Origin of the sequence: Asaia sp. VD9 (assembly GCF_037150015.1) — a bacterium.
Classification (GTDB): domain Bacteria; phylum Pseudomonadota; class Alphaproteobacteria; order Acetobacterales; family Acetobacteraceae; genus Asaia.
The window spans coordinates 44,406-67,032 of sequence record NZ_JBBCQM010000002.1 but is presented as its reverse complement, the minus strand read 5'-3'; the positions used below and the strand labels follow the sequence as shown (position 1 = coordinate 67,032).

General features: G+C 60.2%; 18 protein-coding genes. 10 read left to right on the top strand and 8 right to left on the bottom strand.

The window, feature by feature from the left end:
• Window positions 1-26: 26 nt before the first annotated feature.
• Both WFJ47_RS02715 and WFJ47_RS02710 read right to left on the bottom strand, forming a co-directional pair.
• Window positions 27-1,754 (bottom strand): DUF885 family protein, encoded by a 1,728-nt coding sequence (locus tag WFJ47_RS02715; RefSeq protein WP_336760737.1) that lies wholly within the window; start codon window positions 1,752-1,754, stop codon window positions 27-29.
• A 135-nt stretch (window positions 1,755-1,889) separates the two neighbouring features.
• Window positions 1,890-3,404, bottom strand: coding sequence for an FAD-dependent monooxygenase (locus tag WFJ47_RS02710; RefSeq protein ID WP_336760735.1), 1,515 nt, complete (start codon window positions 3,402-3,404; stop codon window positions 1,890-1,892).
• Window positions 3,405-3,454: 50 nt separating this feature from the next.
• Between WFJ47_RS02710 and WFJ47_RS02705 the strand changes: the two genes are divergently transcribed.
• From WFJ47_RS02705 to WFJ47_RS02680, 6 genes are all read left to right on the top strand, one after another.
• A complete protein-coding gene (locus WFJ47_RS02705; protein ID WP_336760733.1) occupies window positions 3,455-4,123 on the top strand; it encodes a TetR/AcrR family transcriptional regulator in 669 nt (222 codons plus the stop codon).
• Window positions 4,124-4,279: 156 nt separating this feature from the next.
• The gene (locus tag WFJ47_RS02700; protein WP_336760732.1) at window positions 4,280-4,834 is read left to right on the top strand and encodes a hypothetical protein; all 555 of its coding nucleotides are present in this window, start codon (window positions 4,280-4,282) and stop codon (window positions 4,832-4,834) included.
• 60 nt (window positions 4,835-4,894) lie between these two features.
• Window positions 4,895-5,449 (top strand): hypothetical protein, encoded by a 555-nt coding sequence (locus WFJ47_RS02695; RefSeq protein WP_336760731.1) that lies wholly within the window; start codon window positions 4,895-4,897, stop codon window positions 5,447-5,449.
• 196 nt (window positions 5,450-5,645) lie between these two features.
• Entirely contained in the window at window positions 5,646-6,599 is a 954-nt protein-coding gene (locus WFJ47_RS02690; RefSeq protein ID WP_336760730.1) for a metallophosphoesterase, read from the top strand.
• Window positions 6,600-6,723: 124 nt separating this feature from the next.
• Window positions 6,724-8,001: an anthranilate synthase component I family protein gene (locus WFJ47_RS02685; protein WP_336760728.1), complete on the top strand. Its 1,278-nt coding sequence runs from the start codon at window positions 6,724-6,726 to the stop codon at window positions 7,999-8,001.
• Window positions 7,998-8,813: an aminotransferase class IV gene (locus WFJ47_RS02680; protein ID WP_336760726.1), complete on the top strand. Its 816-nt coding sequence runs from the start codon at window positions 7,998-8,000 to the stop codon at window positions 8,811-8,813. The genes WFJ47_RS02685 and WFJ47_RS02680 overlap by 4 nt, the downstream gene beginning before the upstream one ends.
• Before the next feature lie 8 nt (window positions 8,814-8,821).
• Here WFJ47_RS02680 and cls read toward each other — a convergent pair whose 3' ends face one another.
• Together cls and WFJ47_RS02670 are read right to left on the bottom strand one after the other, a co-directional pair.
• Complete coding sequence (cls, locus tag WFJ47_RS02675) at window positions 8,822-10,270, bottom strand: cardiolipin synthase (RefSeq protein WP_127102041.1); 1,449 nt, start codon at window positions 10,268-10,270, stop codon at window positions 8,822-8,824.
• A 61-nt stretch (window positions 10,271-10,331) separates the two neighbouring features.
• Complete coding sequence (locus tag WFJ47_RS02670; RefSeq protein WP_127102040.1) at window positions 10,332-10,853, bottom strand: hypothetical protein; 522 nt, start codon at window positions 10,851-10,853, stop codon at window positions 10,332-10,334.
• Window positions 10,854-11,095: 242 nt separating this feature from the next.
• On the opposite strand from WFJ47_RS02670, the gene WFJ47_RS02665 reads away from it, so the two are divergent.
• From WFJ47_RS02665 to cyoD, 4 genes are read left to right on the top strand one after another with little or no spacing between them, the layout of a single operon-like run.
• Window positions 11,096-12,061 (top strand): cytochrome ubiquinol oxidase subunit II, encoded by a 966-nt coding sequence (locus WFJ47_RS02665; protein WP_336760722.1) that lies wholly within the window; start codon window positions 11,096-11,098, stop codon window positions 12,059-12,061.
• Window positions 12,062-12,098: 37 nt separating this feature from the next.
• Window positions 12,099-14,162 carry a cbb3-type cytochrome c oxidase subunit I gene (locus tag WFJ47_RS02660; RefSeq protein ID WP_336760720.1) on the top strand — a complete coding sequence of 688 codons (2,064 nt, stop codon included), beginning with the start codon at window positions 12,099-12,101 and terminating at the stop codon, window positions 14,160-14,162.
• Complete coding sequence (locus WFJ47_RS02655) at window positions 14,162-14,815, top strand: cytochrome (ubi)quinol oxidase subunit III (protein ID WP_336760718.1); 654 nt, start codon at window positions 14,162-14,164, stop codon at window positions 14,813-14,815. The genes WFJ47_RS02660 and WFJ47_RS02655 overlap by 1 nt, the downstream gene beginning before the upstream one ends.
• A complete protein-coding gene (gene cyoD / locus WFJ47_RS02650) occupies window positions 14,812-15,129 on the top strand; it encodes a cytochrome o ubiquinol oxidase subunit IV (RefSeq protein WP_127102037.1) in 318 nt (105 codons plus the stop codon). Before WFJ47_RS02655 ends, cyoD begins: the two co-directional genes overlap by 4 nt.
• On the opposite strand, the gene WFJ47_RS02645 is transcribed toward cyoD, so the two are convergent.
• The 4 genes from WFJ47_RS02645 to WFJ47_RS02630 all read right to left on the bottom strand — a co-directional run bounded on the left by WFJ47_RS02645 (window position 15,114) and on the right by WFJ47_RS02630 (window position 22,102).
• Window positions 15,114-17,210: a Hint domain-containing protein gene (locus WFJ47_RS02645; protein ID WP_336760717.1), complete on the bottom strand. Its 2,097-nt coding sequence runs from the start codon at window positions 17,208-17,210 to the stop codon at window positions 15,114-15,116. The genes cyoD and WFJ47_RS02645 overlap by 16 nt on opposite strands.
• A gap of 433 nt (window positions 17,211-17,643) precedes the next feature.
• On the bottom strand, window positions 17,644-18,522 hold the full coding sequence (locus tag WFJ47_RS02640) for an SDR family oxidoreductase (protein ID WP_336760716.1): 879 nt from the start codon (window positions 18,520-18,522) through the stop codon (window positions 17,644-17,646).
• Window positions 18,523-18,696: 174 nt separating this feature from the next.
• The gene (locus tag WFJ47_RS02635; RefSeq protein ID WP_336760714.1) at window positions 18,697-20,313 is read right to left on the bottom strand and encodes an FAD-dependent protein; all 1,617 of its coding nucleotides are present in this window, start codon (window positions 20,311-20,313) and stop codon (window positions 18,697-18,699) included.
• A 100-nt stretch (window positions 20,314-20,413) separates the two neighbouring features.
• Window positions 20,414-22,102 (bottom strand): M20/M25/M40 family metallo-hydrolase, encoded by a 1,689-nt coding sequence (locus tag WFJ47_RS02630; protein WP_408868605.1) that lies wholly within the window; start codon window positions 22,100-22,102, stop codon window positions 20,414-20,416.
• Between the last annotated feature and the right edge of the window lie 525 nt (window positions 22,103-22,627).

Below are 22,627 nucleotides of genomic sequence, written 5' to 3'. Positions count from 1 at the left end.
AGGGGTATCCTCCCGGCCCTTGGAACTCATCCCTTGCGGGTTTTTTCAGACTCAATCCATTCCGCCACGCGCTCGCGCAGCAGAGCCAGCGGCATGGCCCCTTCATCAAGGACCAGATCATGAAAGCGCCGTTCGTCAAATCGGGCACCGAGCGCCTTTTCGGCCTGATGGCGCAAATCGAGAATGGTCATCTCGCCAATCTTGTAGCCCAGGGCCTGACCCGGCCAGGAGATGTAGCGATTGGTCTCGTTCTGGATATTTTTTTCCGCCAGGGCCGTATTGTCGCGCAGGCAGGCAAGCGCCTGGTCGCGCGTCCAGTTCTTCCAGTGCAGCCCCACATCCATCACGAGACGACAGGCGCGCCACATCTCCATTGAAAGCTGGCCAAAGCGCTCATAGGGCGTGGGATAAAGCCCGATCTCGCTGACAAGCTGCTCGGAATAGAGCGCCCAGCCCTCCACGAAGGCCGTGGTGGCGTAATCACGCCGGAATCCCGGCAAATCGGTCATTTCCTGCGCGAGAGCGATCTGGATATGATGGCCCGGCACGCCCTCATGCGCGACAAGCGAAGGCAGTTCGTAAAGTGGCCTCTGATCCAGATGCGAGGTGTTGATCATCAGCCCACCCGCAATACCCAGCGTCGGGCTGCCCGGATCGTAACGTCCGGTCGTATAGCCTTCCTCGATCGCGCGCGGCACTTCGCGCACCCCGTAGGTCAGGCGCGGCAGTTTGCCGATCAGATGCGGCAGGGCGCCATCGATTTTCTTGGCAAGGAAACTCGCCTTCTCCATCAGCGCCTGGCGCGTGGTGACGTAAAAGCGCGGATCGGCCTTGATCTGCGCGACAAACGCCTTGAAATCACCCTTGAACCCGACCGCTGTCATCTGGCGCTGCATCTCGCCATGGATACGGGCGATTTCGGACTGCCCCAGAGCAAAGATCTGGTCGGGTGTCAGGGTTGTCGTGGTTTCGCTGCGCACGAGCCATGAGTAATAGGCGCGCCCCTCCGGCAGGGACGACGCGCCGAGGGTGTCGCGGCTGGCCGGCAGGTACTCATGCTCGAAAAACGCCGCCAGTGCGCGCTCGGCTGGTTTGATCCCGTCATGCACGATGCGCGCGCCCTCGTCACGCAGGGCATGGCGCTGTGCCTGCGGCATTATGGCTGGCAAGCTGTCGAAAGGGCGCAGGGCGGGATTGTCCTGCTCAGGCAGATCTGCCTGCGCCTTGACCGCGCGATATGCAATTTCCGCAATCAATCTGGGCTGGACGAAGCGGGTGGCGATGCCGCGACGCATATTGGCCATCTGCTGGGCGTCATAGGCCGGAATACGCTCCATGCGCCTAAGCCAGCGTCGTGCATCGGCCTCGCTACGCAAGGGCGTGTTATCGGCTGCGTAGCCCACCTCCTGATAAAACCCTTCATCGCTGGTGAAAGGCATACGCGAGGGATCGAATTTCTGGCCCTCGATGGCGAGATCGTTTTCCCATGTCATCAGCCGGGCATTCAGGCTGTCTTCGCCCTTGAGCGATTTCGGGTCGAGCGCAGCGAGGCGTTGCCGGAAATTCTGTCTCTGCCTGAGCCGAGCCGCCTCGGCGGCAGGGCTGTCATCCGGCCAGCGCTCGGCCGCATCCAGATCGCCCCGTGAGGCTGCGGAAACCGGGTCGAGTGCTGATGTGAAATGATCGTAGTCGCTCACGATCTGACCGATATCATCTGCCCATGCGACACTCGGCGCGAGAACAGGGCAGACCATGAAGCCCCCTCCGATAAGGAGAGCCCGTCTCCACGATGACCGGCCCCTGTTACGATGCTGAGCGCGCATTCTGCCTCCTGAGATATCGGTTCGTAGGCATAACGACCTCAAGATGGCCGCCGCGTCAACGTCCGGTCACGCGTCCAGACTGGCGCCGAACCATCTGACGAGCGCCGTGTTCAGGGAGGCGCGTTCCCGAGGCGCCCCCTGCCAGACCAGACATCCATCGGGGCGCATAAGTGATACGAACGCCTCATGCCACGACGCCAGCACGAGATTTCCCGGTATCGTCAGGCCCTGGAAGGCATGTCTCGTCTGGTCAGGTACCAGAAGAACGCCCGCCCCCTGCTGCATCAACCCGAAAACCGAGCGTCCATCGGGCAGAACCTGATCACCGGGCAGGGTTCCAAGCGCGGGACAATCCGCCGAATGCGCTATGGTGTCATAACGCATTGTGTACCCCCTCATCCGGGCTCCGAGTGTCGCGCAGGGCTCATCGCGGCTCAGTATCTCGGCCATGAGCGCATGAAGCGCACGGGATTGTGGATCGGGTCGCATAAGGGCTGTCTGGGCCCGGGTATTGTCCAGCACATCGCGCGCGACCGGGCGGCGCTCTTGCTCATAGCTGTCCAGTAGGGTTTCGGGCATACGCCCCGAAAGGACGGCGCCCAGCCTCCAGCCCAGATTGGCGGCATCGACCAGACCCAGCCCAAGGCCCTGTCCCCCGAAAGGCGGATGGATATGCGCGGCATCTCCGGCAAGGAAAATCCTGCCCTGCCGATACTGGTCGACCAGCCTCGTATGATCGGTCCAGCAACGCCCGCCTCGATAGGCCGAGAGCTTCATCGCACGTCCGCAAACGCGCTCGATTGCGGCTTCCACCTGCATCTGGGTCGGGATGGTCTGCCCTTCTGGCGGTGGACCGGAGTAATCGACGAGGAAGAGCCGCTCCGGTATTGGACCATAGGCCATGACACCGCCCGGCTGCATCTGCCACCCGGCGGGCCGGACCGCATGCGCTTCATCGAAGGCCACGAAGACCTGATAAAAGCTGAGCGTGGGGTCCGTACCCGGAAAGGCAAAGCCCCCCAGTTTGCGCAGCGTGCTGCGTGCGCCATCGCATCCGACGGCATAGCGGCAGGCGATACGTTCAACCTGACCATCCTCGCGCGTGAAGGTCAGGATGAGAGCCTCTTGCCCCTCCTCCACTCCCGTCACCCTACACGGGCGGCGCAGCATGATCCCCCGTCTTTCCACCTCGTCCTGCAGGGCGCTCTGAAGATGGCGCTGGTCGATCAGGCGTGTCGGACGTTTATGGTCCTGCTCCTGACTGAGCAGAGGAATACCCGCAAAATGGCCGGCAAAGCGCTGCCCCTCCTTGCCGGACCGACGCCACCCGCCGCCAGATCCGGAGAGGAAGGGCGCCATCAAGGCCTGGCTGCGTGCCTCCAGAGCATCGAGTTCTGGCCCCATGCCCTGCCTCATCAGGGCCTCTGCCCCAAGCGGCCCCACAGACAGGGCTTTCTGCACCTCTTCCTGTTGCTCACGGGCCTCCAGCACGACGCACGACGCTCCTGCCCGCTCGAGTTCGAGAGCGAGTAGGAGCCCCACTGGACCGGCCCCGACAATCACGACATCCGTATGTTTCATAGACCGAATCCATATTTGTACTCGGTATAGTTTTCTGATAGTGGATGCGCATGTCAACAAGGATCGACCGGCACACGAAAAGACGCCTTGCCACGCGGCAGCGTATCTCTGACATCGCGACCGCTCTTTTTGCCGAACACGGGTTCGACAAGGTCACGATCGATGCGATCGCCGAGGCCGCCGATGTGGGGCGTATGACCGTGTTCAATCATTTTGCGCGCAAGGAGGATCTGTTCTTCGATCGCGAAGCCGTCATACGCGACACGTTGAGCGCCGCCATTCTCGCCCCCTCTCCCCTGCACCCAGTGGAACGGCTGCGTGCTCTTGCCCATGATCTGGTGGCGCAGGACGCACCGTTCCTGCGCTTTGCGCCCCAGGCTCAGGGATTTATCGATACGCTTCTGACGAGCGAGACCCTGAAATCACGTGCCCGCGCTCTACGCGATGAGGTCACGGCCGACATAAGGCGCGATCTTGCGCACGCGCTGGAGGCCACCCCGCATAAACCAGTTCGACAAGATGATTTGTCAGAGGCCGGACTGACGCTTGATGCCGCGCTCTCGCTATGCGCCTCTGTCCTCGTGGCAAGCTGGGTCACGGCTTTTACCGAGGCACAACGACATTTCGGCGCAACAGGCAATAGTGCCTCGGCACGCTCCCTTTTTCTCTGCCTTGTCGACAAGGGCAGCACAGCGGCACTAGGTATCTTGCAAGTGTGATTTGCGAGCGGACCTTTTGAGACGGGTAGTGGCACAGGTTCAGACAAGAGCAAGGCGCGATAAAGTAATCGTCACGACCCTTGCCCTTGCCCAAATTCGCATCGTCGCCAATCCTGACCTGACCGACATTAGCCTGTTCCGGAGTGCAGATAGCGTATGAGCACCGTCATTCCCTCCTGGCAGATTCCTACCCGTCGAGCTGAGGTCATCCGCACCAGAAAATATGTGGCCGTGATCTGTCTGGAAACCTGGGGCGGCATGCACTTCTCCCGTTCTGGCTGGTCCACCTTCATTCCCCGCAAACAGGTTACGACGGAATGGATCGGGGCCAATCTCAAGAAGGCCCTGTATAGCAGTGAAGATTTCGGGGCTCATCTGCCTCGGCCTCTTCCAGACGAGCCTTTTGACTCCATGAAGCCAGAATCGGGTGCCAGATCTAATGAATTCTGGTTACGTATCCAGCAGGAGTTCGGCTTCAAGGACCGTCTGACCGCCAAGTCCAAATCGGCAATGGTTTTTGTAGACTGGCCGGAGGACAAAGAGGATCAGGTCGAAATGGTCGCTTCTCGTGGAAGCGGTGCGCACCATTCCGCATGGGGGACCAATGAGAATTTCGGCAAGGTTTTCCATGCCTCGATCAACCTCAGTGACCTCGAATTCGGCGAGGTCGCGGTGCAGGCTCTGGATCGTTGCCAGCCGAATTACGCCTGAGTGATCAAGCGCGCCCCTTCCCACGACTGACGTCAGCCTTTTAAGGAGTGCAGATAGCGCATGAGCACCGTCATTCCCTCTTGGCAGATTCCTACCCGGCGTGCTCAGCTCATCCGCACCAGGAAGTATGTGGCCGTGATCTGCACAGAGCGATGGGGAGGAAGTTATTTCTCCCGCTCTGGCTGGTCGACGTTCATCCCTCGCAAACAGGCTACAACAGAATGGATCGGCGCCAATCTCAAGAAGGCGCTGTATAGCAGCGAGGATTTCGGAGCGCATTTGCCTACGCCGATCCCGAGTGACCTCTCTCGCCCAGCAAAGGACGAGTCAAACCAGAAGTCTCGTGAGTTCTGGTTGCGTATCCAGCAGGAATTCGGCTTCAAGGACATTCTGACTGCCATGTCGAAATCAGCACTGATTTTTGTAGGCTGGCCTGAAGATCAGGGGGATCAAGTCGAAATGCGTTCTTCCCGTGGAAGCGGTGCGCATCATTCCGCCTGGGGGACCAATGAGAATTTCGGCAAGGTTTTCCATGCCTCGATCAACCTCAGTGACCTCGAATTCGGCGAGGTGGCCGTGCAGGCCCTGGATCGATGCCAGCCGAACTACGCCTGAATGACCAAGCGTTCCTTCCAGCAGCCTCTCGAATGCAGGGGGCGTTCTCTCGAATGCGTGCTCCGGGTGATGCGCGTGTCATCGCCTGTGTCTTCTGTCATTGAAACTTCACTGACGCCAGACACGCGGCGGTCTATGCCTGCCCTCACCAGAGACGGTCTGATGGCGCGGCCATTGACCAAGGAAGGATGTTTCGATGCTGCTCCCCAGACGCCGTTTTCTCCGCTCGGCTGCGCTCACCGGTTTGGCCGCCGGAACACTCGGGCTGTCTGACCGGGCGCTCGCGCTGGTACCACAGCGCCCGGCTCTTCTGCCGCATGAGGATTTCAGCTTCATCTTTCTGACCGATACCCATATCCAGCCGGAACTTGACGCTGCCAAAGGCTGCATGGCGTGCTTTCGCCAGGCCCGCACAGCCAATGTCGATTTCACCCTCCAGGGGGGCGATCATGTTTTCGATGCACTGGGCGTTCCGAAGTCACGCGCACTCAGCCTGATGGACCTGTACAAGCAGACAGCCGATACGCTGGGCCATCAAGTGTATAATACCATGGGCAATCACGACATCATGGGCGTGTATACCAAGAGCGGCATCGAACCCACCGACCCGCTCTATGGGAAGAAGTATTACATCGATAATTTCGGCGCACCCTATTACGCCTTCGACCATAAGGGAGTGCATTTCGTGGTGCTGGATTCCATCGGCATCACATCTGACCGGTCCTATGAGGGCTATATCGACCCGGCCCAGATTGCCTGGCTCAGCCGCGATCTGGCGGCCATACCCACAGGGACACCCGTGATTGTGTCGACCCATATTCCGCTCGTCACCGCCGTGGAGGATTACGCTCCGCCGCCGGGCAAGCCCCCTGCCCATCAGGGCATGCGCGTCAGGAATGCCTGGCAGGTTCTGGATCTCTTCGACCATTACAACGTGATCGGGGTGTTTCAGGGCCATACCCACGTGCTGGAGACCGTCACATGGCATGGCGTGCCCTACATCACCGGGGGCGCCGTATCAGGTAACTGGTGGCATGGCACACGTCTTGGCACACCCGAAGGCTATCTGACGGTGCGCGTGGAAAAAGGCCGGGTCATTCCGGATTACGTCACCTACGGGTTCAAGACCATCGACCCGAAAAATACCTGAGAAGCGTCTCGCCGCCTGATTGACTGGACGCCCGGCAAGGCGCGCGCTAAGGCCGGAGGATGCGGCGTTCCTCCCTCCTTCCAGCCCTTGTTCCTGTCGGGGCTTGCGCGTCTGGCGGCGCCCGATGATCGTTCAGGCGCTGGATTGGCGCTCGCCCGATGCCTTCGTGGCCCAATATGGCGACATGCCGTGGTCGGTGCTGCTCGATAGCGGTGGCCCCATCGGCGAACGCACGCGCTGGTCGTTCTTCTGCTGCGCACCCGAAGCGACCCTGACCCTCGACACGCCCGGTAATTGGGCGCAACTTGAAGCCCTCATTCCGAGACCCGAAGCCCCATGCTCTCTCCCGTTTTCAGGAGGGGTGATCGGGCTTGCCAGCTACGAGGCCGGGCTTGCAATCGAAGGCATCGTGTCGCGTCATACGCCCGTGCTCCCCTCCCTCCATGCGGCGCATTATGCAGGCGCCTTCGTGTTCGATCGACAGGAAAAGCGCCTGTACTGGAGCAGTGCCTGCGATGCCCCCATGCCGGTCGCCCTGCCATGCTGCTCCGCTCCCCTCGCCCCCACGCCCCGGCTCGACTTCACGCCCGATCTCGACCATGCGGCATACAGCAGCGCCGTCAAAGAGATGATCGCACGGATCGACCAGGGGGAAATGTTCCAGGCCAATCTGACCACGCAATTCCGCGCGCAGCGGCCCGAAGGGCTCACGGCAGCGGGGCTGTATCGCACCCTGCGTCGCACGTCCCCTGCGCCTTTCGGCGCGCTCTTCAGCCTGCCCGGCTTTGCACTGCTCAGCGCGTCGGTCGAGCGGTTCCTGAGCATGGCACCCTCGGGCGCGATCGAGACGCGCCCGATCAAGGGCACCGCCCCGCTCGGTGCCAGTCCTGAGGAAGACGCGATCATTGCCGCCTCTCTCGCGTGTGATGAGAAGGAATATGCCGAAAACCTGATGATCACCGACCTGATGCGCAATGATATCGGGCGTGTGGCACAGATCGGCTCGGTTCAGGTGCCCGTGCTCTGCGCCGTCGAGCGCTTTGCCCATGTGCATCATCTGGTGTCTTCGGTGCAGGGACAAATCGAGCAAGGCAGAACCGCGCTCGATCTGTTGCGCGCCACGCTCCCGTCGGGCTCAGTGACGGGCGCTCCCAAACATCAGGCACTCAAGGTGATCGACCAGATCGAGCGCTCCGCGCGCGGGGCCTATTGCGGAACGCTCTTTCGCATCGGCGCGGATGGCGCGCTCGACAGCAGCGTGATCATCCGCAGTCTGCTGATGTCCGCGCAGGAAATAAGTCTCGGCGTTGGGTGCGGCATCACCACGCTCTCCGATCCGGAGCGCGAATATGAAGAACTGCGCCTCAAAGCCGAAGCCTTGCTGGCGCTGTTCGGCTCATGAAATTTCTCTGGCACAATCAGGGGCTCGAAGCCGTTTCCGAAGCGCGCATCGACCCACAGGACCGGGGGCTACTGCTGGGGGATGGCCTCTTCGAGACCATGCGTCTCAGCGCAGGAAAAATCCTGCGTCTGCAAGCGCATCTGGCCCGGTTGACCGCCGGAGCGGCACTGCTGCGTCTGCCTTTGCCCGATCTCGCGATGCTGCAGGCGGCGCTGGACCAACTGGTTGCCGCCAATGGTGCTGCAGAAGGTTCGTTACGCCTAACCCTGACCCGTGGCGCAGGGCCGCGCGGGGTGCTCCCCCCAGCCACCCCAACCCCGACGCTTCTGATCACCCAGGCCCTTCCCGCCGCCGCATTACTGCCCTGCCGCGTACAGATCAGCCCCTGGCGTCGGGACGGAGCCTCGCCCCTGAGCCGCATCAAGCATCTGAACTACCTGCCTCAGATCCTTGCCCGTCTCGAGGCCAGTGAGGCGGGGTTTGATGATGCGCTGCTTCTCTCGGGTGACGGGCAGCATATCGCTGAATCCAGCGCAGCCAGCCTTGTTATTCTGGACGGCTCCCATTTGGTCACACCGCCGCTTGAGGATGGGGCGCTGGCAGGGATCGCACGCGCGGCGCTGCTCGCAACCGGCCAATGCGTCGAGAAGAGCATCACCCCGGATGCTCTGTGCGCATCCCGGGGAGCATGGCTGGTCAACAGCCTGTCGGTGCGTGAAATCGCGCAGTCAGGCGCGTATGCGCTGCCGCGCCACGAAGCATGGACAGCGCGCCTTAGTGCGATACTGGCGCAGGACACTCCCCAGACTTAGAGCCTCGTTCACAGAACGGGGCCGATCATCGCCAGCGTGTTGTTCCACAGACGGCGATACCATGGCCAGGCACGGACATCGTCGAGCGTAATCTCCACGGCATCACGCAGATAGCTTTCCTGGCGCGCATGGATCTGAGCCGTGAAGTCCTTGTCGGCAAAGAGGATATTGTTCTCGAAATTCAGGTCGAAGCTGCGTCGGTCGAGATTGGCCGAGCCGATCATGCCCATCCCGCCATCCAGTGTCAGCGCCTTGGTATGCAGAAGTCCGAGCGGATATTCGAAAATGCGCACACCTGCTTCAAGAAGCTCGGCATAATAGCTTCGGCTGGCACCTGCCACGATCCAGGAATCATTGCGGGTAGGCACGGTCAGCGTCACCTTGACCCCTCTGCGCGCCGAAGCACAGAGCGCCGCCTGGATGGGCTCATCGGGGACGTAATAGGGGGTGGTGATCGTGAGCTCACGTGAGGCCGCATTCATGAGCGAAACGAACACCTCGGGCATGGCGGCATAGCGCAGTGCGGCACTGGTGCCGATTACCTGGGCTACGAAGCCTTCCCCCTCTACCAGGGTGGCAGAGGCAAGGAGCGGTCCCAGATCCTCATCCGTGTGCGCCATCCAGTCCGTTGCGAAGAGATGCTGGTTCTGCAGTACTACCGGCCCTTCGAAACGGGTCATCAGGTCCACCCATGGCGCAAAACGCGCCTTGGGGCGGAATTCGGGGTCGGCGCAGTTCTGGCTGCCGCAATAGGTCAAACGATTATCGATCACCACGATCTTGCGATGATTGCGCATATCCATGCGCCCATGCAGTGGCCAGGTTACGATGTTACCGAGCGGCATGGCACGCACTACATGAGCACCAGCGCGCTCCATTTTCTTCCATGCTTCATGATGGATGAGATGACGCGAGCCAAGATCATCGGCCATGATCCGGCACCGGACGCCGCGGGAAGCCGCGCGGCACACGGCTTCGACGATCTGCATCCCGTTATGATCGGTGAGCCAGATATAGAAGCAGATATGCACGTGGTCCCGGGCGGCGTCGATATCCCTCACCATTGAGGCGATCGCAGCGTTCGAGTCAGGCAGGAGACTGGCCTTGTTACCCCCTTCCGGCGGATAACCGCTGGCGGACTGGCCCACCCGGAAAAGCGGTGCGAGACGGGGTGGAAGGCGGTATTTCTCCTCCGCGTCGATAAGGGCTTCATCGGCTTTACCGGGCACGCGCAAGGTCTTGCGGGCCTCGGTTATCCGGCTGACGAGGCGCGATCCCATATTGGTTTCACCAAGCATGAGATAGGCGAGCGTTCCGAGCACAGGCAGGGCCGCGATGATCGCGACCCATGCGACACGCGAGGCTGGCTGCCGATGCGGCCTCATGAGTGCACGGCCAATGAAGATCAGCTGGATGATGAAGCTCAGCGCCGCGCCCGTGACGCGCCAGCCGGTCATTTCCATTCCGGGTCACCCTTGCTTGTCAGTGAATGCGTTCAAATCTCTGCCTGGGGGAAGCCTACTGAGCAGCGAGCTTCTCGGTCTTGTCCGGCAGCAGACGAAAACGCAACCGCATGACCGAGGCACCGACATGAGCGCCCTTGATCGACATCCTTAGGTCAAGCTTCACACCGTACTGGTTCTCCAGTACTGCGGCCCCTACGCCAGAGCCAATCGCCGCATCGGCCTTCACTGTCCAGTAAGTGCCATCGAATTGATCGAGACGGGTGAGATCCTTGACCGTGCCCGTGCCCTTGACCGCGATATAGCCGATGGAGGCAATACCACCGCCCCCGATCTCGAACGCGTAATCCTTGCCATTATGATGCAGCGTGCCTTTTCCCCACTCATAACCGAGCCCACCACCCACTTCTTGCAACGTGAAGTTGATGGCCGAATCCTCGGCCGGCGTCGCATTGCTGGCAGGCGCGGAGGCCTGAGGCGTGATGGGCGTTGTGGCACCCGGTACCGCATAGGCGGAAACCGCAAGAAGGCAGAGCGGGACTGAAGCGGCAAAAGCCGCAAAAGAACGTGGGAACATGACCTTCGCCTCCTTCTTGTTCGACCAGGCTTGGTGTTCAGACGCGGGAGTCCGGTCCGGGTTGCCTCAGCGCCATCTTAGCCCCGAAATCCCCCTCTGCAAATCAGTCCTGCGTCAGGACAGGCGCGCCTTCCGCGTTCATGGGTGCTGACATGAAAAGACATTTTAAGATGGGAACGGGGAAACGCTGATCACGATCGCGAGTTACTCTGGGCGAACCCTTGCGATGGAACCCAGAGCACGTGCCGAGACCGATACAGACCACGTCGGCCCTGCGTCAGGGCCTCCACGCCCTTCGCCTGACCCTGACCATGGCTGTACCTTTGTGCCTGCTCGCCGGGTGCCAGACTGACCATATCTCCTTCCTCGACCCGGCCGGTCCCATTGCCGCCTTGCAACGTTACTGGTTCGGACTGCTGGTGGGGGGGCTCACTCTGGTCATCCTGCCTGTACTGATCGGTGTACCTTTCTGCCTCTGGCATTATCGTGCCAGTAACAGCAAGGCCACCTTTCGTCCGGACTGGGATTTCGCACTCCCCCTCGAGTTTCTGGTCTGGGGCTTCCCGGCCATCGTGGTCATCGCCTTCTCCCTGCTGGTCTGGGGGCCGGAACGTCGCTACAGCCCCGACCGCGCCATTCACGACGAGCCGGCCATGACCATCGATGTGGTCGCCCTCAACTGGAAATGGCTGTTCATCTATCCTGACGCCCATGTGGCGAGCCTGGATCATCTGGTGCTACCTCAGGGACGCGAGGTCCTGTTTCGCCTGACCTCTGACGCGACCATGCAGTCCTTTCTCATTCCTTCGCTCGGCAGCCAGATCTACGCCATGGCAGGAATGGTCACGCGATTGCATCTGCTGGCAGATCGCCCCGGGCGATATCTGGGCGAAAACACCCAGTTTAACGGGATGGGATTTCAGGACCAGAAATTTGCCGTCGATGTGGTGGCTCCTGATCATTTCGAGCAGTGGTTATCCCAGGCGCGTGCCAGCACCCTGCATCTGGATTCCGCCACCTATGCTCTCCTGAGACGTCAGGAAAACGGGCGCCAATCCGCGCAGACATTGATGCATGACCCGCGCGCAGCCACGCCGAGCTTTTCGGAAGTGCCGGTTCACTTCTTCCATGACATCGTCAGTCGGTACGATCCCTCCATGACTGTCACCTCGGAACCCCTCACTTCCGTCCCCCATACTCCTGGCTGATCGAGCCTGACCCTCGCGCTGCCCACACAGCGCTTCCATGACCGGAGATCAGCATTTGCGCCATTTTCTGTTCGGCAATCTTGGCTATGACGCCCTGCCCTTCTACAGCGCCATCGCCACGGGAGCCGCCTCGGTGGTAATGCTCGGCGCTCTGGCCGTGCTGGTCTTCGTAACCTGGATCAAGGGATGGAGATCGCTCTGGACCGACTGGCTGACCAGTGTCGACCATAAACGCATCGGCATCATGTATGTAGTGGTGTCATTCGTGATGCTGGCGCGCGCTGTGGTCGAGGCAGCCGTCATGCGCTCGCAACAGGCCGTCGCCTATAACAACCCCGGTTTCATACCGCCCGAGCATTTTGCGCAGCTTTTCACCACGCATGGCACGATCATGATCTTCTTCATGGCCATGCCGTTCCTGATCGGCATCTACAATTTTGCCATGCCACTTCAGATCGGCGCGCGAGACGTCTCCTTTCCGGCCATGAATTCCATCAGCCTCGGCCTGACCAGTGCGGGCGCGGTGCTGATGATGATCTCACTGTGCATTGGCAAGTTCTCGACCGGTGGCTGGACTGGGTATCCCCCCTATACCGAGCTCTCTTTCAGCCCCGGTGTCGGAGTTGATTACTGGATCTGGGCTCTGACACTGAGTTCGATCGGCAACACGATGACGGGCATCAATTTTGCCGTCACCATCTACAAGAAGCGCGCGCCGGGCATGACCCTGTTCCGCATGCCGCTTTTTGCATGGACGGCTCTGTGTATTTCCATCCTGATGATTTTTGCCATGCCGCCGCTGACGGTCGCCACGCTCATGCTGGCGATGGACCGCTATCTGGGGATGCATTTCTTCACCAATGAACTGGGCGGGAACATGATGAATTACATCAACATGTTCTGGCTGTTCGGTCATCCGGAAGTCTACATCCTGATCCTGCCCGCCTTTGGCGTCTATTCGGAAACCATCGCCACGTTCTCGAACAAGCGGCTCTATGGCTACACTTCACTGGTCTGGGCCACGATCTCCATCGCCGTGCTGTCCTTTACGGTATGGCTGCATCATTTCTTCACCATGGGGCAGGACGGGAATGTCAACGCGATCTTCGGCATCGCCACCATGCTCATCGCCATTCCGACCGGTGTGAAAGTCTATGACTGGCTTCTGACCATGGTGCGCGGGCGCATCCGCATCAGCGTGCCCATGCTCTATGCCTGCGCCTTCATGGTGCTGTTCGTCGTCGGTGGCGCCACGGGCGTCATGCTGGCCAATCCGGGTTTCGATTATCAGGTGCACAACACGCTCTTTCTCGTGGCCCATTTTCACAACATGCTGATCCCCGGTCTGCTTTTCGGGATGCTGAGCGCCTATCATTACTGGTTTCCCAAGGCCTTCGGTTTCCGCCTGCACGAGGGCTGGGGACGGATCATCTTCGGCTGCTGGGTTGGAGGCTTCATCCTGGCGTTCATGCCGCTCTATATCGTTGGGGCGCTGGGGATGCCCCGTCGTAGCCAGGAATTTTTCGAGGCCGTCTATCGGCCTTATCTCTGGGTCGCCCTCTTCGGCGCGCTGCTCGTGCTTTGTGCACTGGCCAGTATGGTGATCCAGCTCTGGACCAGCATACGTGACCGCCAAAGCCTTGCCGTACCGGCGGGCGATCCATGGAACGGGCGTACTCTGGAATGGTCGATTGCCGCCCCACCCCCAGAGTATAATTTCGCGCTCATTCCGCAGATCGACAGTGTCGATGCGTTCCATCAGGCCAAAAAGCAGCATACGGCCTGGCGTGCACCGGAACATTATTACGATATCGAACTCCCCTCGAACACACCGGTTGGCTTTGTGTGCTGTGTGGCAAGTGGGATCTTCGGCTTTGCCCTGACATGGCATGTCTGGTGGGCTGTGCTGTTGGGCGCAGGGGTGTTTTTCGGAGCGATCATCGCTCGCAGCTTCAACCGCGATACGTTCCGGATCATCCCCGCCGCCGACATACGTGAGACAGAAGAACGCTGGCTGCTGACGCTGCGTGAGAGCCCAGCCATCGCCAATGACGCGATGTTCACTGCCGCCAATCGCGGCCTGGTCAGGGAGCCCGTGTGATGGCGCAGGCAATACACGGCAAGGGTCCGAGCCATATCGGTATTCGCATGAGCAATGCGGCGCCCGAGTCCCGCAAGGAAGCTGCGCGCTCCGAGGCAGAGGAGGCGCTTTTTGGCTTCTGGGTCTTTCTCATGAGCGACCTCATCATTTTCTCGATGCTGTTCGCCACCTACGCAACGATGGGCCATTCCCTCGCAGGGGGGCCGGGTCCGCACGAGCTCTTCGATCTCGGTTCGGCAGCCTGGGAGACTGTAGCGCTGCTGCTCAGCAGCTTCACATGCGGCCTTGCAACACTTGCGATGCGCTATGACCGATCGACCGCAAAGACGCTGTTCTGGTTTGGCGTCACCCTGATGCTCGGCCTGGCCTTCCTGTCGCTCGAGCTGCACGACTTCTTCACCATGGCGTCAAAAGGCGGTGTGCCCTCGCGGTCGGGCTGGCTCTCGGCAAGCTGGGCGCTGATTGGGACCCATGGGTTGCATGTGACGAGCGGCTGTATCTGGATGGTGATCATGTTCGCCCAGGTCGCGAAGTTCGGCCTCGACCCGCTGGTGCAGACGCGCTTCATGCGCCTCGCCCTGTTCTGGCATTTTCTGGATATCGTCTGGATCGGAATTTTTTCGATCGTCTATCTGCTGGGAGTTCTGTCATGAACGATGATCATGCTGCGGAACGCCGGCAGGAGTTGCACGGCTATATTATCGGGCTCGCATCCGCCATCCTGCTTTCCGCCATTCCATTCGCCGGGGTCATGCTGGGGTTGTTCTCCCCCGGTGCCCTGATTTGGGTCATCGCTGTCGCAGGACTCGTGCAGGTCATCGTGCATTTCCGGTTTTTCCTGCACATCGATCTGTCGCGCTCCCATCGCGACGATCTGCAGCTTATCCTGTTCTCGCTGCTGATCGTCGTGCTGATGGTGGGCGGTACGCTCTGGGTGCTGACAAACCAGCGTCACATGATGGGGTGAAGCACCCCGCCGCGCCGGGGGGATTCACGATAAGGCCCGCCAGCGAGGACGTGGATCGACAGCATCGCGGCCGCGCATTCATCAGCATGGTCGATTGGAAGGGTCGCGTAGCCCGAGGTCCAGCGGCATCCCTGCTCCGGTCCCTCGTCCCAGCCCGGCAGGTCCGCGCCGTCGAGATGGCTGCGTATCGCATGAGCTGCGTCCGAGCGATAAAGTGTGACCTCACCGACCAGAACGCCCAGCCTGCGACGATCATCCACAAATGACCCATATGTATCGCATGGTCGTGCGCTGCGTGACACCAACCGTACACGCGCGATGCCCGGCGGCAGCGTGAACAGGAAATGGTTTCCCGCCCGGCGCTTCAGATCGATACGCAGCCCTTCATCGGTCAGCAAATGCAGATCGTGTTCGTGTTCGACCCGTGAATCCTCGCGTGCCGAGGAACCACAGCGCGCCAGAATCTCATCATAGATCGGCTCGACGAAGTCACGATCAGTCCGCAGGGGCGCAGCGCCATGGGTTGCCCAGCGCCTATAAGACGGGGCTTCTCCATTCTGACCCTCCCCAAGTCTTGAGACCGTGTCGAGGTAGCTTTCAGTCAGCACCTTGTTCGCGCGGATAATGCCATGGGTCGCGAGTTCGACATGGTAGTAGTCATACTGCCTCAGCGCGCGTTCGTAACGAATGGATTCCCCGTTGACGAGCATACGGACTGGGATGAAGCCGCCGGCGAAGTAGAGGCAATGTTCAGCCGTAACGAGCAGATCGCTATCGGGAAGATCACGTCCGAGGCTATGCGCACAGATCCGGACCGGATAACCGGCAAGATCGTCTTCCCGCACATTCTCGACGATAGCCTGTCCTTTGCTGACGCGCATAATCGTCTCGATGCAGGGATATTCGTCGCGATAGACGATGATCTGCTGCCCGGCAGTGAGAGTCTCGACGGCTACCGGTCCCTGGGGTGTTTCGATACGGGCTCCGGAAAGGAAGCAGGTCGTGGCAGTGCCACCATAGATCGATAGCTGCCCCCCCGAAGTTACAGCCGGGTTGATGATGGTCGCCCCGCTGCTGACCACTACGGGAGCGCCTTCCGATATCTGGGGATTGATCAGCGTTGCACCGTTAAGCGCCGTGACCGTGTCGGCGCCATAACCGCTATTGAGAAAGATGTCGTTGACCGAACTCGCGCCGGAAGAATAGGTCATCGGGTTCGAGTTCATCAGATTGCCGCTGGTGACACCGCCGCTGGCGATCGTGACATAGCCATTATGCACCTGGGAATTGAGCAGCGTTCCCCCGTTATAGACCGAGATCGTCGGATAGCCACCCGAGGCAAGCAGACCGGACACGACGGCACCGCTCATGATGTAGAGTGTCCCGCCATTCAGGCGCAGCGGTGCTTCAAGCTTCGCTCCTGTCCCGCTCACATAGACCGTCTTGCCGCCACTCATGACGGCGGACCAGGTACCTGTCACAGTGGTGACGTTACTGGAGGGCATGACCGGTGGCGTGGTGTGGGGCGTGCTCATGACAGTGCTGATAAATGCCGAACCGCCAGGCTGAATCGACAGATTGGACACCACCGAGCCCGCGCTGAACGTCACAACGCCACCTGCGGAGACGGTAACGCCATTGACGGTCGCACCCGAATTGAAAACCATTGGGCCACCGGATAGCGTAACGGCGTTGCTCACCACGGATCCGGCACTGAAATAGGCTGTGTCGGCACCATAACCGGGACCCGCGTAGAAACTATCCCCGATCGACGAGGCCCCGCTGAAGAAATAGACCGGGTCGGAGCTGAACATGTTGCTGCTGGTCGTGGCGCCCTGCAAGGCAGAGACATAGCCATTCACGATGGTTGAGCTGAGCAGAGTGCCGCCGGATGACACGACAACGTTGGGAATATTGCCGGAATTCGTGACGCCTGACGCCACGGCGCCACTCGTCACATAAAGCGTCGCTGCGCCTGTGAGCTGCACGGGTCCATCATAGGTCACACCGCCACTTTGATAGACAGTCACGCCACGGTCATTAAGAACGGCAGACCACGTACCGGTAATTTTTGTCGCCATTCTCAGAATCCTTCAATGCTCTGAATGCGCATTGGCGCCATAACCGCGACGGCAGGGCGTGAGATCGCGACGATTTATTCAATAATAATCGCGAATACTTCCAAAGCGCAGAATTCGTGGCGAAAAGAGACACAACGACCGGGGATACGCTCTCCCTGACCTTTGACGTCATCCTCTCGCTTTCTTGAGCATGACTTACCAACATGGTTCCGAAACGACAAACGTTATATAATGAGGAATTATGTCAAAAACGGCTGGGCCGGGCGATATCGCGTTTAACGTTAGGTCAACGCAACGATGCGGGGCCGCGTCGAGTTTTCTGTCTCGCCTGTCCCATTCCGTGAACAGACGACATGCCATCACGCTCCCAAAAAAATACCCGATACGCCTCATTACGCATCGGGCATATTTCGGACTTGAGAGATCCGCAGGGCTAAAGCTGCGGCATGCCGCCATGCACAGGGAGGAGCGCACCTGTTGTGTAGCTGTTATTAGGATCAGCCAGGTAGACATAGGCGCCAGCCAGTTCGGCGGGCTGACCCGGACGGCCCATCGGCGCCTGAGATCCAAAATCCTTGTGCTGCTCGGGTGGCATGCCGGTTGCGATGAACGGGGTCCAGATCGGGCCTGGAAGCACTGCATTCACCCTTATGCCCTTTTCCACGAGACTCCCGGCAAGCCCGACCGTGAAATTGGCGATGGCAGCCTTGGTCATGGAATAGGGAATAAGAATGGGCATTGGCGTACGCGTATTGACCGACGACGTATTGATGATCGATGCGCCCGGCTTGAGATGCGGCAATGCGGCCTTGGTCAGGTAGAACATGGCGTGGACATTGGTATCGAAGTGACGACGCCATTCCTCGTCCTCGATTTCGAGGAAGTTCTCCCGCGGATGCTGGAAGGCTGCGTTATTGACCAGGATATCCAGCCCGCCAAACGCCTCGACCGTCTCACTGACCAGCTTCTCGCAAACAGGTTTTTCGCGAATATCGCCCGGCAGAAGCAGACAGCGCGCGCCGGCCTTCTCGACCGAGGCCGCGATATCCTGTGCATCGGTCTGCTCGGCCTCGAGATAAGAGAGCGCGATATCGGCCCCCTCCTTGGCGAACGCCACAGCAACGGCGCGGCCGATGCCGGAATCACCGCCTGTGATCAGGGCAACAAGCCCCTTGAGCCGCGCGCTACCACGGTAGCTTTCGTCGCCATAATCGGGCTGGGGCTTCATCTTGGCGGAAACGCCGGGAAATTCCTGCGGCTGAATGTCGAAGGGCGGGCGCGGATAGCGCGAGCGGGGATCGATGAGCGTCATGATGCTTGTCTCCACGGAAGAGGAACAAGCCTGCAACGGCGCCAGTCGTTGACGGTTTTATGAGGATATTATCCGGATTTTACGAAACTTTTATGAGCGCTCACCAAATAATAACGGTCCCGGAAAGATTTTTTGCTGAGAAATTACGCGGCACTCATCAAGGCACCCCGTGGATCAGCCGATTGATTGGCGCGTATCATGCGCCCCTATGACCCATTCCGCCGCTCTGATCCCGTCGATCCCGGCCGAAAGAATACCGCCCGCATACCCTGCACCCTCACCGGCAGGGAAAAGCCCGATCAATCCGGGGCTCTGTCCCTCGGCGGTACGGGGCAGACGAATGGGGGATGAGGTTCGCGTTTCGACGCCGGTCAGCACGGCGTCGCCCATCGAGAAACCCTTGAGCTTGCGCTCGAAAGCCGGCAGCGCCTCACGAATGGCCTGCACGGCAAAATCCGGTAGGCAGAGAGACAGATCGGTAGGGGTAACACCCGGCTTGTAGGAGGGCACAACGTCGCCCAGCGTGGTGGACGGTCGACCGACTAGGAAATCTTCCACACGCTGCGCAGGCGCCTTGTAGTCACCGCCTCCGGCGATGAAGGCTGCCCGCTCCCAGTGACGCTGGAAGGCAACGCCCGCCAGAACATCATCGGGGTAGTCGCGCTCCGGCGACACATCGACCACGATCCCAGCATTCGCGTTGCGCTCGGCACGCGAGTACTGGCTCATGCCATTGGTCACCACCTGGTTGGGCTCCGAAGTCGCCGCCACAACGGTCCCTCCGGGGCACATGCAGAAGGAGTAGACGGCACGACCATTACTGGCATGATGTACCAGCTTGTAGTCAGCGGCGCCCAGAAGCGGATGCCCTCCCTGATCGCCAAATCGCGCGCAATCGATCAGCGATTGCGGATGCTCGATCCGTACACCGATCGAGAAGGGCTTGGCCTGCATCGGTACGCCCGCTTGGCGCAACATCTCGAACGTATCGCGCGCGCTATGCCCCACCGCCAGAATGGCGCGGTCAGTTTCGAGCGTCGTACCGTCAGAGAGCACCAGACCCGTGAGTCTGCGGGGGTCTCCTTCGGTTACCAGCCCATCTACCCGCACACCGAAACGATACTCCCCGCCCAGCGCCTCGATCTCGGCACGGATATGTTCGACCATGGAAACAAGGCGGAACGTGCCGATATGAGGCTTTGAGACATAGAGGATCTCTTCGGGCGCCCCGGCCTTGACGAATTCCTCCATCACCTTGCGGCCAAGGTGGCGTGGGTCGCTTACGCCGCTATACAGCTTGCCGTCAGAAAACGTCCCGGCCCCGCCCTCGCCGAACTGGACATTGCTCTCGGGCGTCAACTCGGACCGACGCCACAGGGCAAAGGTATCGATGGTGCGCTCACGCACGATCTTTCCGCGCTCGATCACGATGGGGCGCAGCCCTGCCTGCGCCAGAATCAACGCTGCCATGACCCCGCAAGGCCCGGCACCGATCACAACCGGGCGTAACGCACCCGGGCTTGCCGTGGGCAACACATACTGCGTGTCGGGGCTGGGCATGATGGAGGGGGTGTTTTCGTGACGGGCGAGCAGAGAAGCTTCGTCGTCAACCACGCAATCGACGCTGTAAACCAGCACGATGCGCCCGCGCTTTCGCGCATCATAGCCGCGACGGGCCATGGTGAAGTCGTGCAAGGCGGAATCGTCGATGCCAAGACGCGTGACGATGGCGGCGCGCAGTGCCGTGTCATCGTGGTCGAGCGGAAGCCTGAGTTCGGTAAGCCGGATCATCCCGGCTGGAAGTCATGCCCAGGGGTTGCTTGTCAAGAAGAATAGCAGCGTGCGCGCGAGCGGACAGGGGGCCGGGACGCGCCCGGCAGTCCCCCAATCCTTACAGAGCCGGGCGCTCGGCCTCGGTACGATCGCGAACCGCCTTGAATTCCGAGCCCTGCTTCCACACAGGCCACATGCGCGAAAAAGCGAGGCTGCGTCCAACTTCATAGAGTGCAGCCGCGTCCTCAGCCGCACCACGCAGATCCCAGCTCGCGCTCCAGGAGTCGCATGGCTGGTGGTAACAGACCATATATCCCTCAAGCCATTTGCGCCCGGCGGGCACGCCGCCCTTCACGAGGTCGGGATAACCCGCCAGATCCATGATCGGCAGAACCGGCACGCCCGCCCGCGCAAAAGGCAGATGATCCGCGCGATAGAAGGCGCCTCGCTCGGGCAGGGCCTCCGGCTGGGTCACACGTCCCTGCGATTTTGCAATCGTGACGAAATCATCCTGCAGACTGTCCTGCCCTGCGCCCACCAGAAAGGCATTGTGCGACATGCCAGCCATCTGCAGCACATCGATGGTAAAATTGGCGACGGTCTTGGGCAGAGAGACGAGCGGGTGCTCGGCATACCAGGTGGAGCCGAGCAGACCGCGCTCCTCCGCCGTCCAGGCAGCAAAGAGGATAGTACGCTCCGGGGCCGGTCCGGATTTGAAGGCACGCGCAATTTCGAGCACCGCCGCAACCCCTGAGGCGTCATCGATCGCCCCGTGGCGGATCATCGTATCGCCATGCGGTCCCTTGCTCTTGCCGAACGCATCCCAGTGCGCGCCATAAATGATCGTCTCCTCCGGGTGGGTCGTGCCGGGCAGCTTGGCCAGAACATTGCGGCTCTGCATGTGCTGCGTCTCGACCTCAAGCCGCGTTGTCAGCGTCGCCCTGGGGAGAATGACCGGCCTGAAATCGGGACGCCGCGCCTGTTCGCTCAGCTTGTCGAGATCCAACCCCGCACGGGCAAACAGGTCATGGGCCGCCCTGCCCTCCACCCAGCCCTTGAGAACGAGCGTCTGGTCGGCATTCTTGCGATCAAGATCGAAAGTCTCTCCACCTGGCGCGATCACGGTGCTCCAGGGATAAGACGCGGCCTCTGTATCATGGATGATCAGCGCGCCCACGGCACCGCGTCGAGCCGCTTCCTCATACTTGTAGGTCCAGCGCCCGAAATAGGTCATGCCGCGCCCGCCGAAACGCTCCGCCACGGGCTCACCCGGCTTCGCCCTGAAATCCGGATCATTGATCAGGATGACAGCAATCTTGCCCTTCAGATCCACATCCTTGAAATCGTCCCAGTCGCGGCCGGGGGCATTCACGCCGTAACCGACAAAGACGAGGGGGGCCTCGGTGATCTCGATCCGGGAGGAGGGCACACTCGTGGTCAGATAGATTTCGCTGGCCTGATGGAAATCGATGGATCGATCCGATCCAATACGGAACTGGGCAATGGAGTCCGGCGCGATCTTGGTATGGATCATCGGCACTTCCTGGGTCCAGCCGCCATTCTCGCCAGCAGGTTCCAGCCCGATCGCCTGCAACTGGGCAACGAGGTAGTTCACCGTCTTGATTGCCCCGATCGTCCCGGGCGCCCGCCCCTCGAAGGGATCGGAGGCCAGCGTGCGAATAACCTCCGACATGCGGGCGGGGTTCATGGGCGCATAGGGGAGTGGCTCTGAAGCCAGCGCAGAAGACCCGCAAAGCATGGCGGTCAGCATCATGCCAGTAAGGGAAAAGCGCGCTGATCGCATCATGAAGTCCTTGTTCTTGTCATTGCGGCGACGAAGATTCCGATCCCCCCTCTCCGGGAGTGCGAGATCCGTTCCTGCATTCCCCCCTGAATGCCGCGGCTCAGTGGGGCTCATGCCTGAACTGCCGGAACAACACGCCGCATCAGTCGAGGAGACGCGTACACTCCTGCCGCAAAGCGAAAGTCATGAGCAGTAATCGACAAACACCCGGACATGTCAGAACCAACCAGAAAGCAAGCGGCAGCCGGAAGGGAAAAAATCCCCAGGTCATCCAGCTGTTACAATATCGTCAACATTTGCGCACCCTCGGTGGCGCTCCGCATACCAACCCAGCCGGACTGATAATTCAATAACGAAATTGACGATTTTCATGACAAACCCTTTCCCGCAAGATTAGAGAGCATGTGTTCATGAATAATCATTTCGTTATCAATCAATCTATATTAATGACTGTTTAATATCCTCAAACCATAAGCATAGTTTGATATATTGTGACTTTTTGTATATATTGAGCGGTTCCAGCACCTT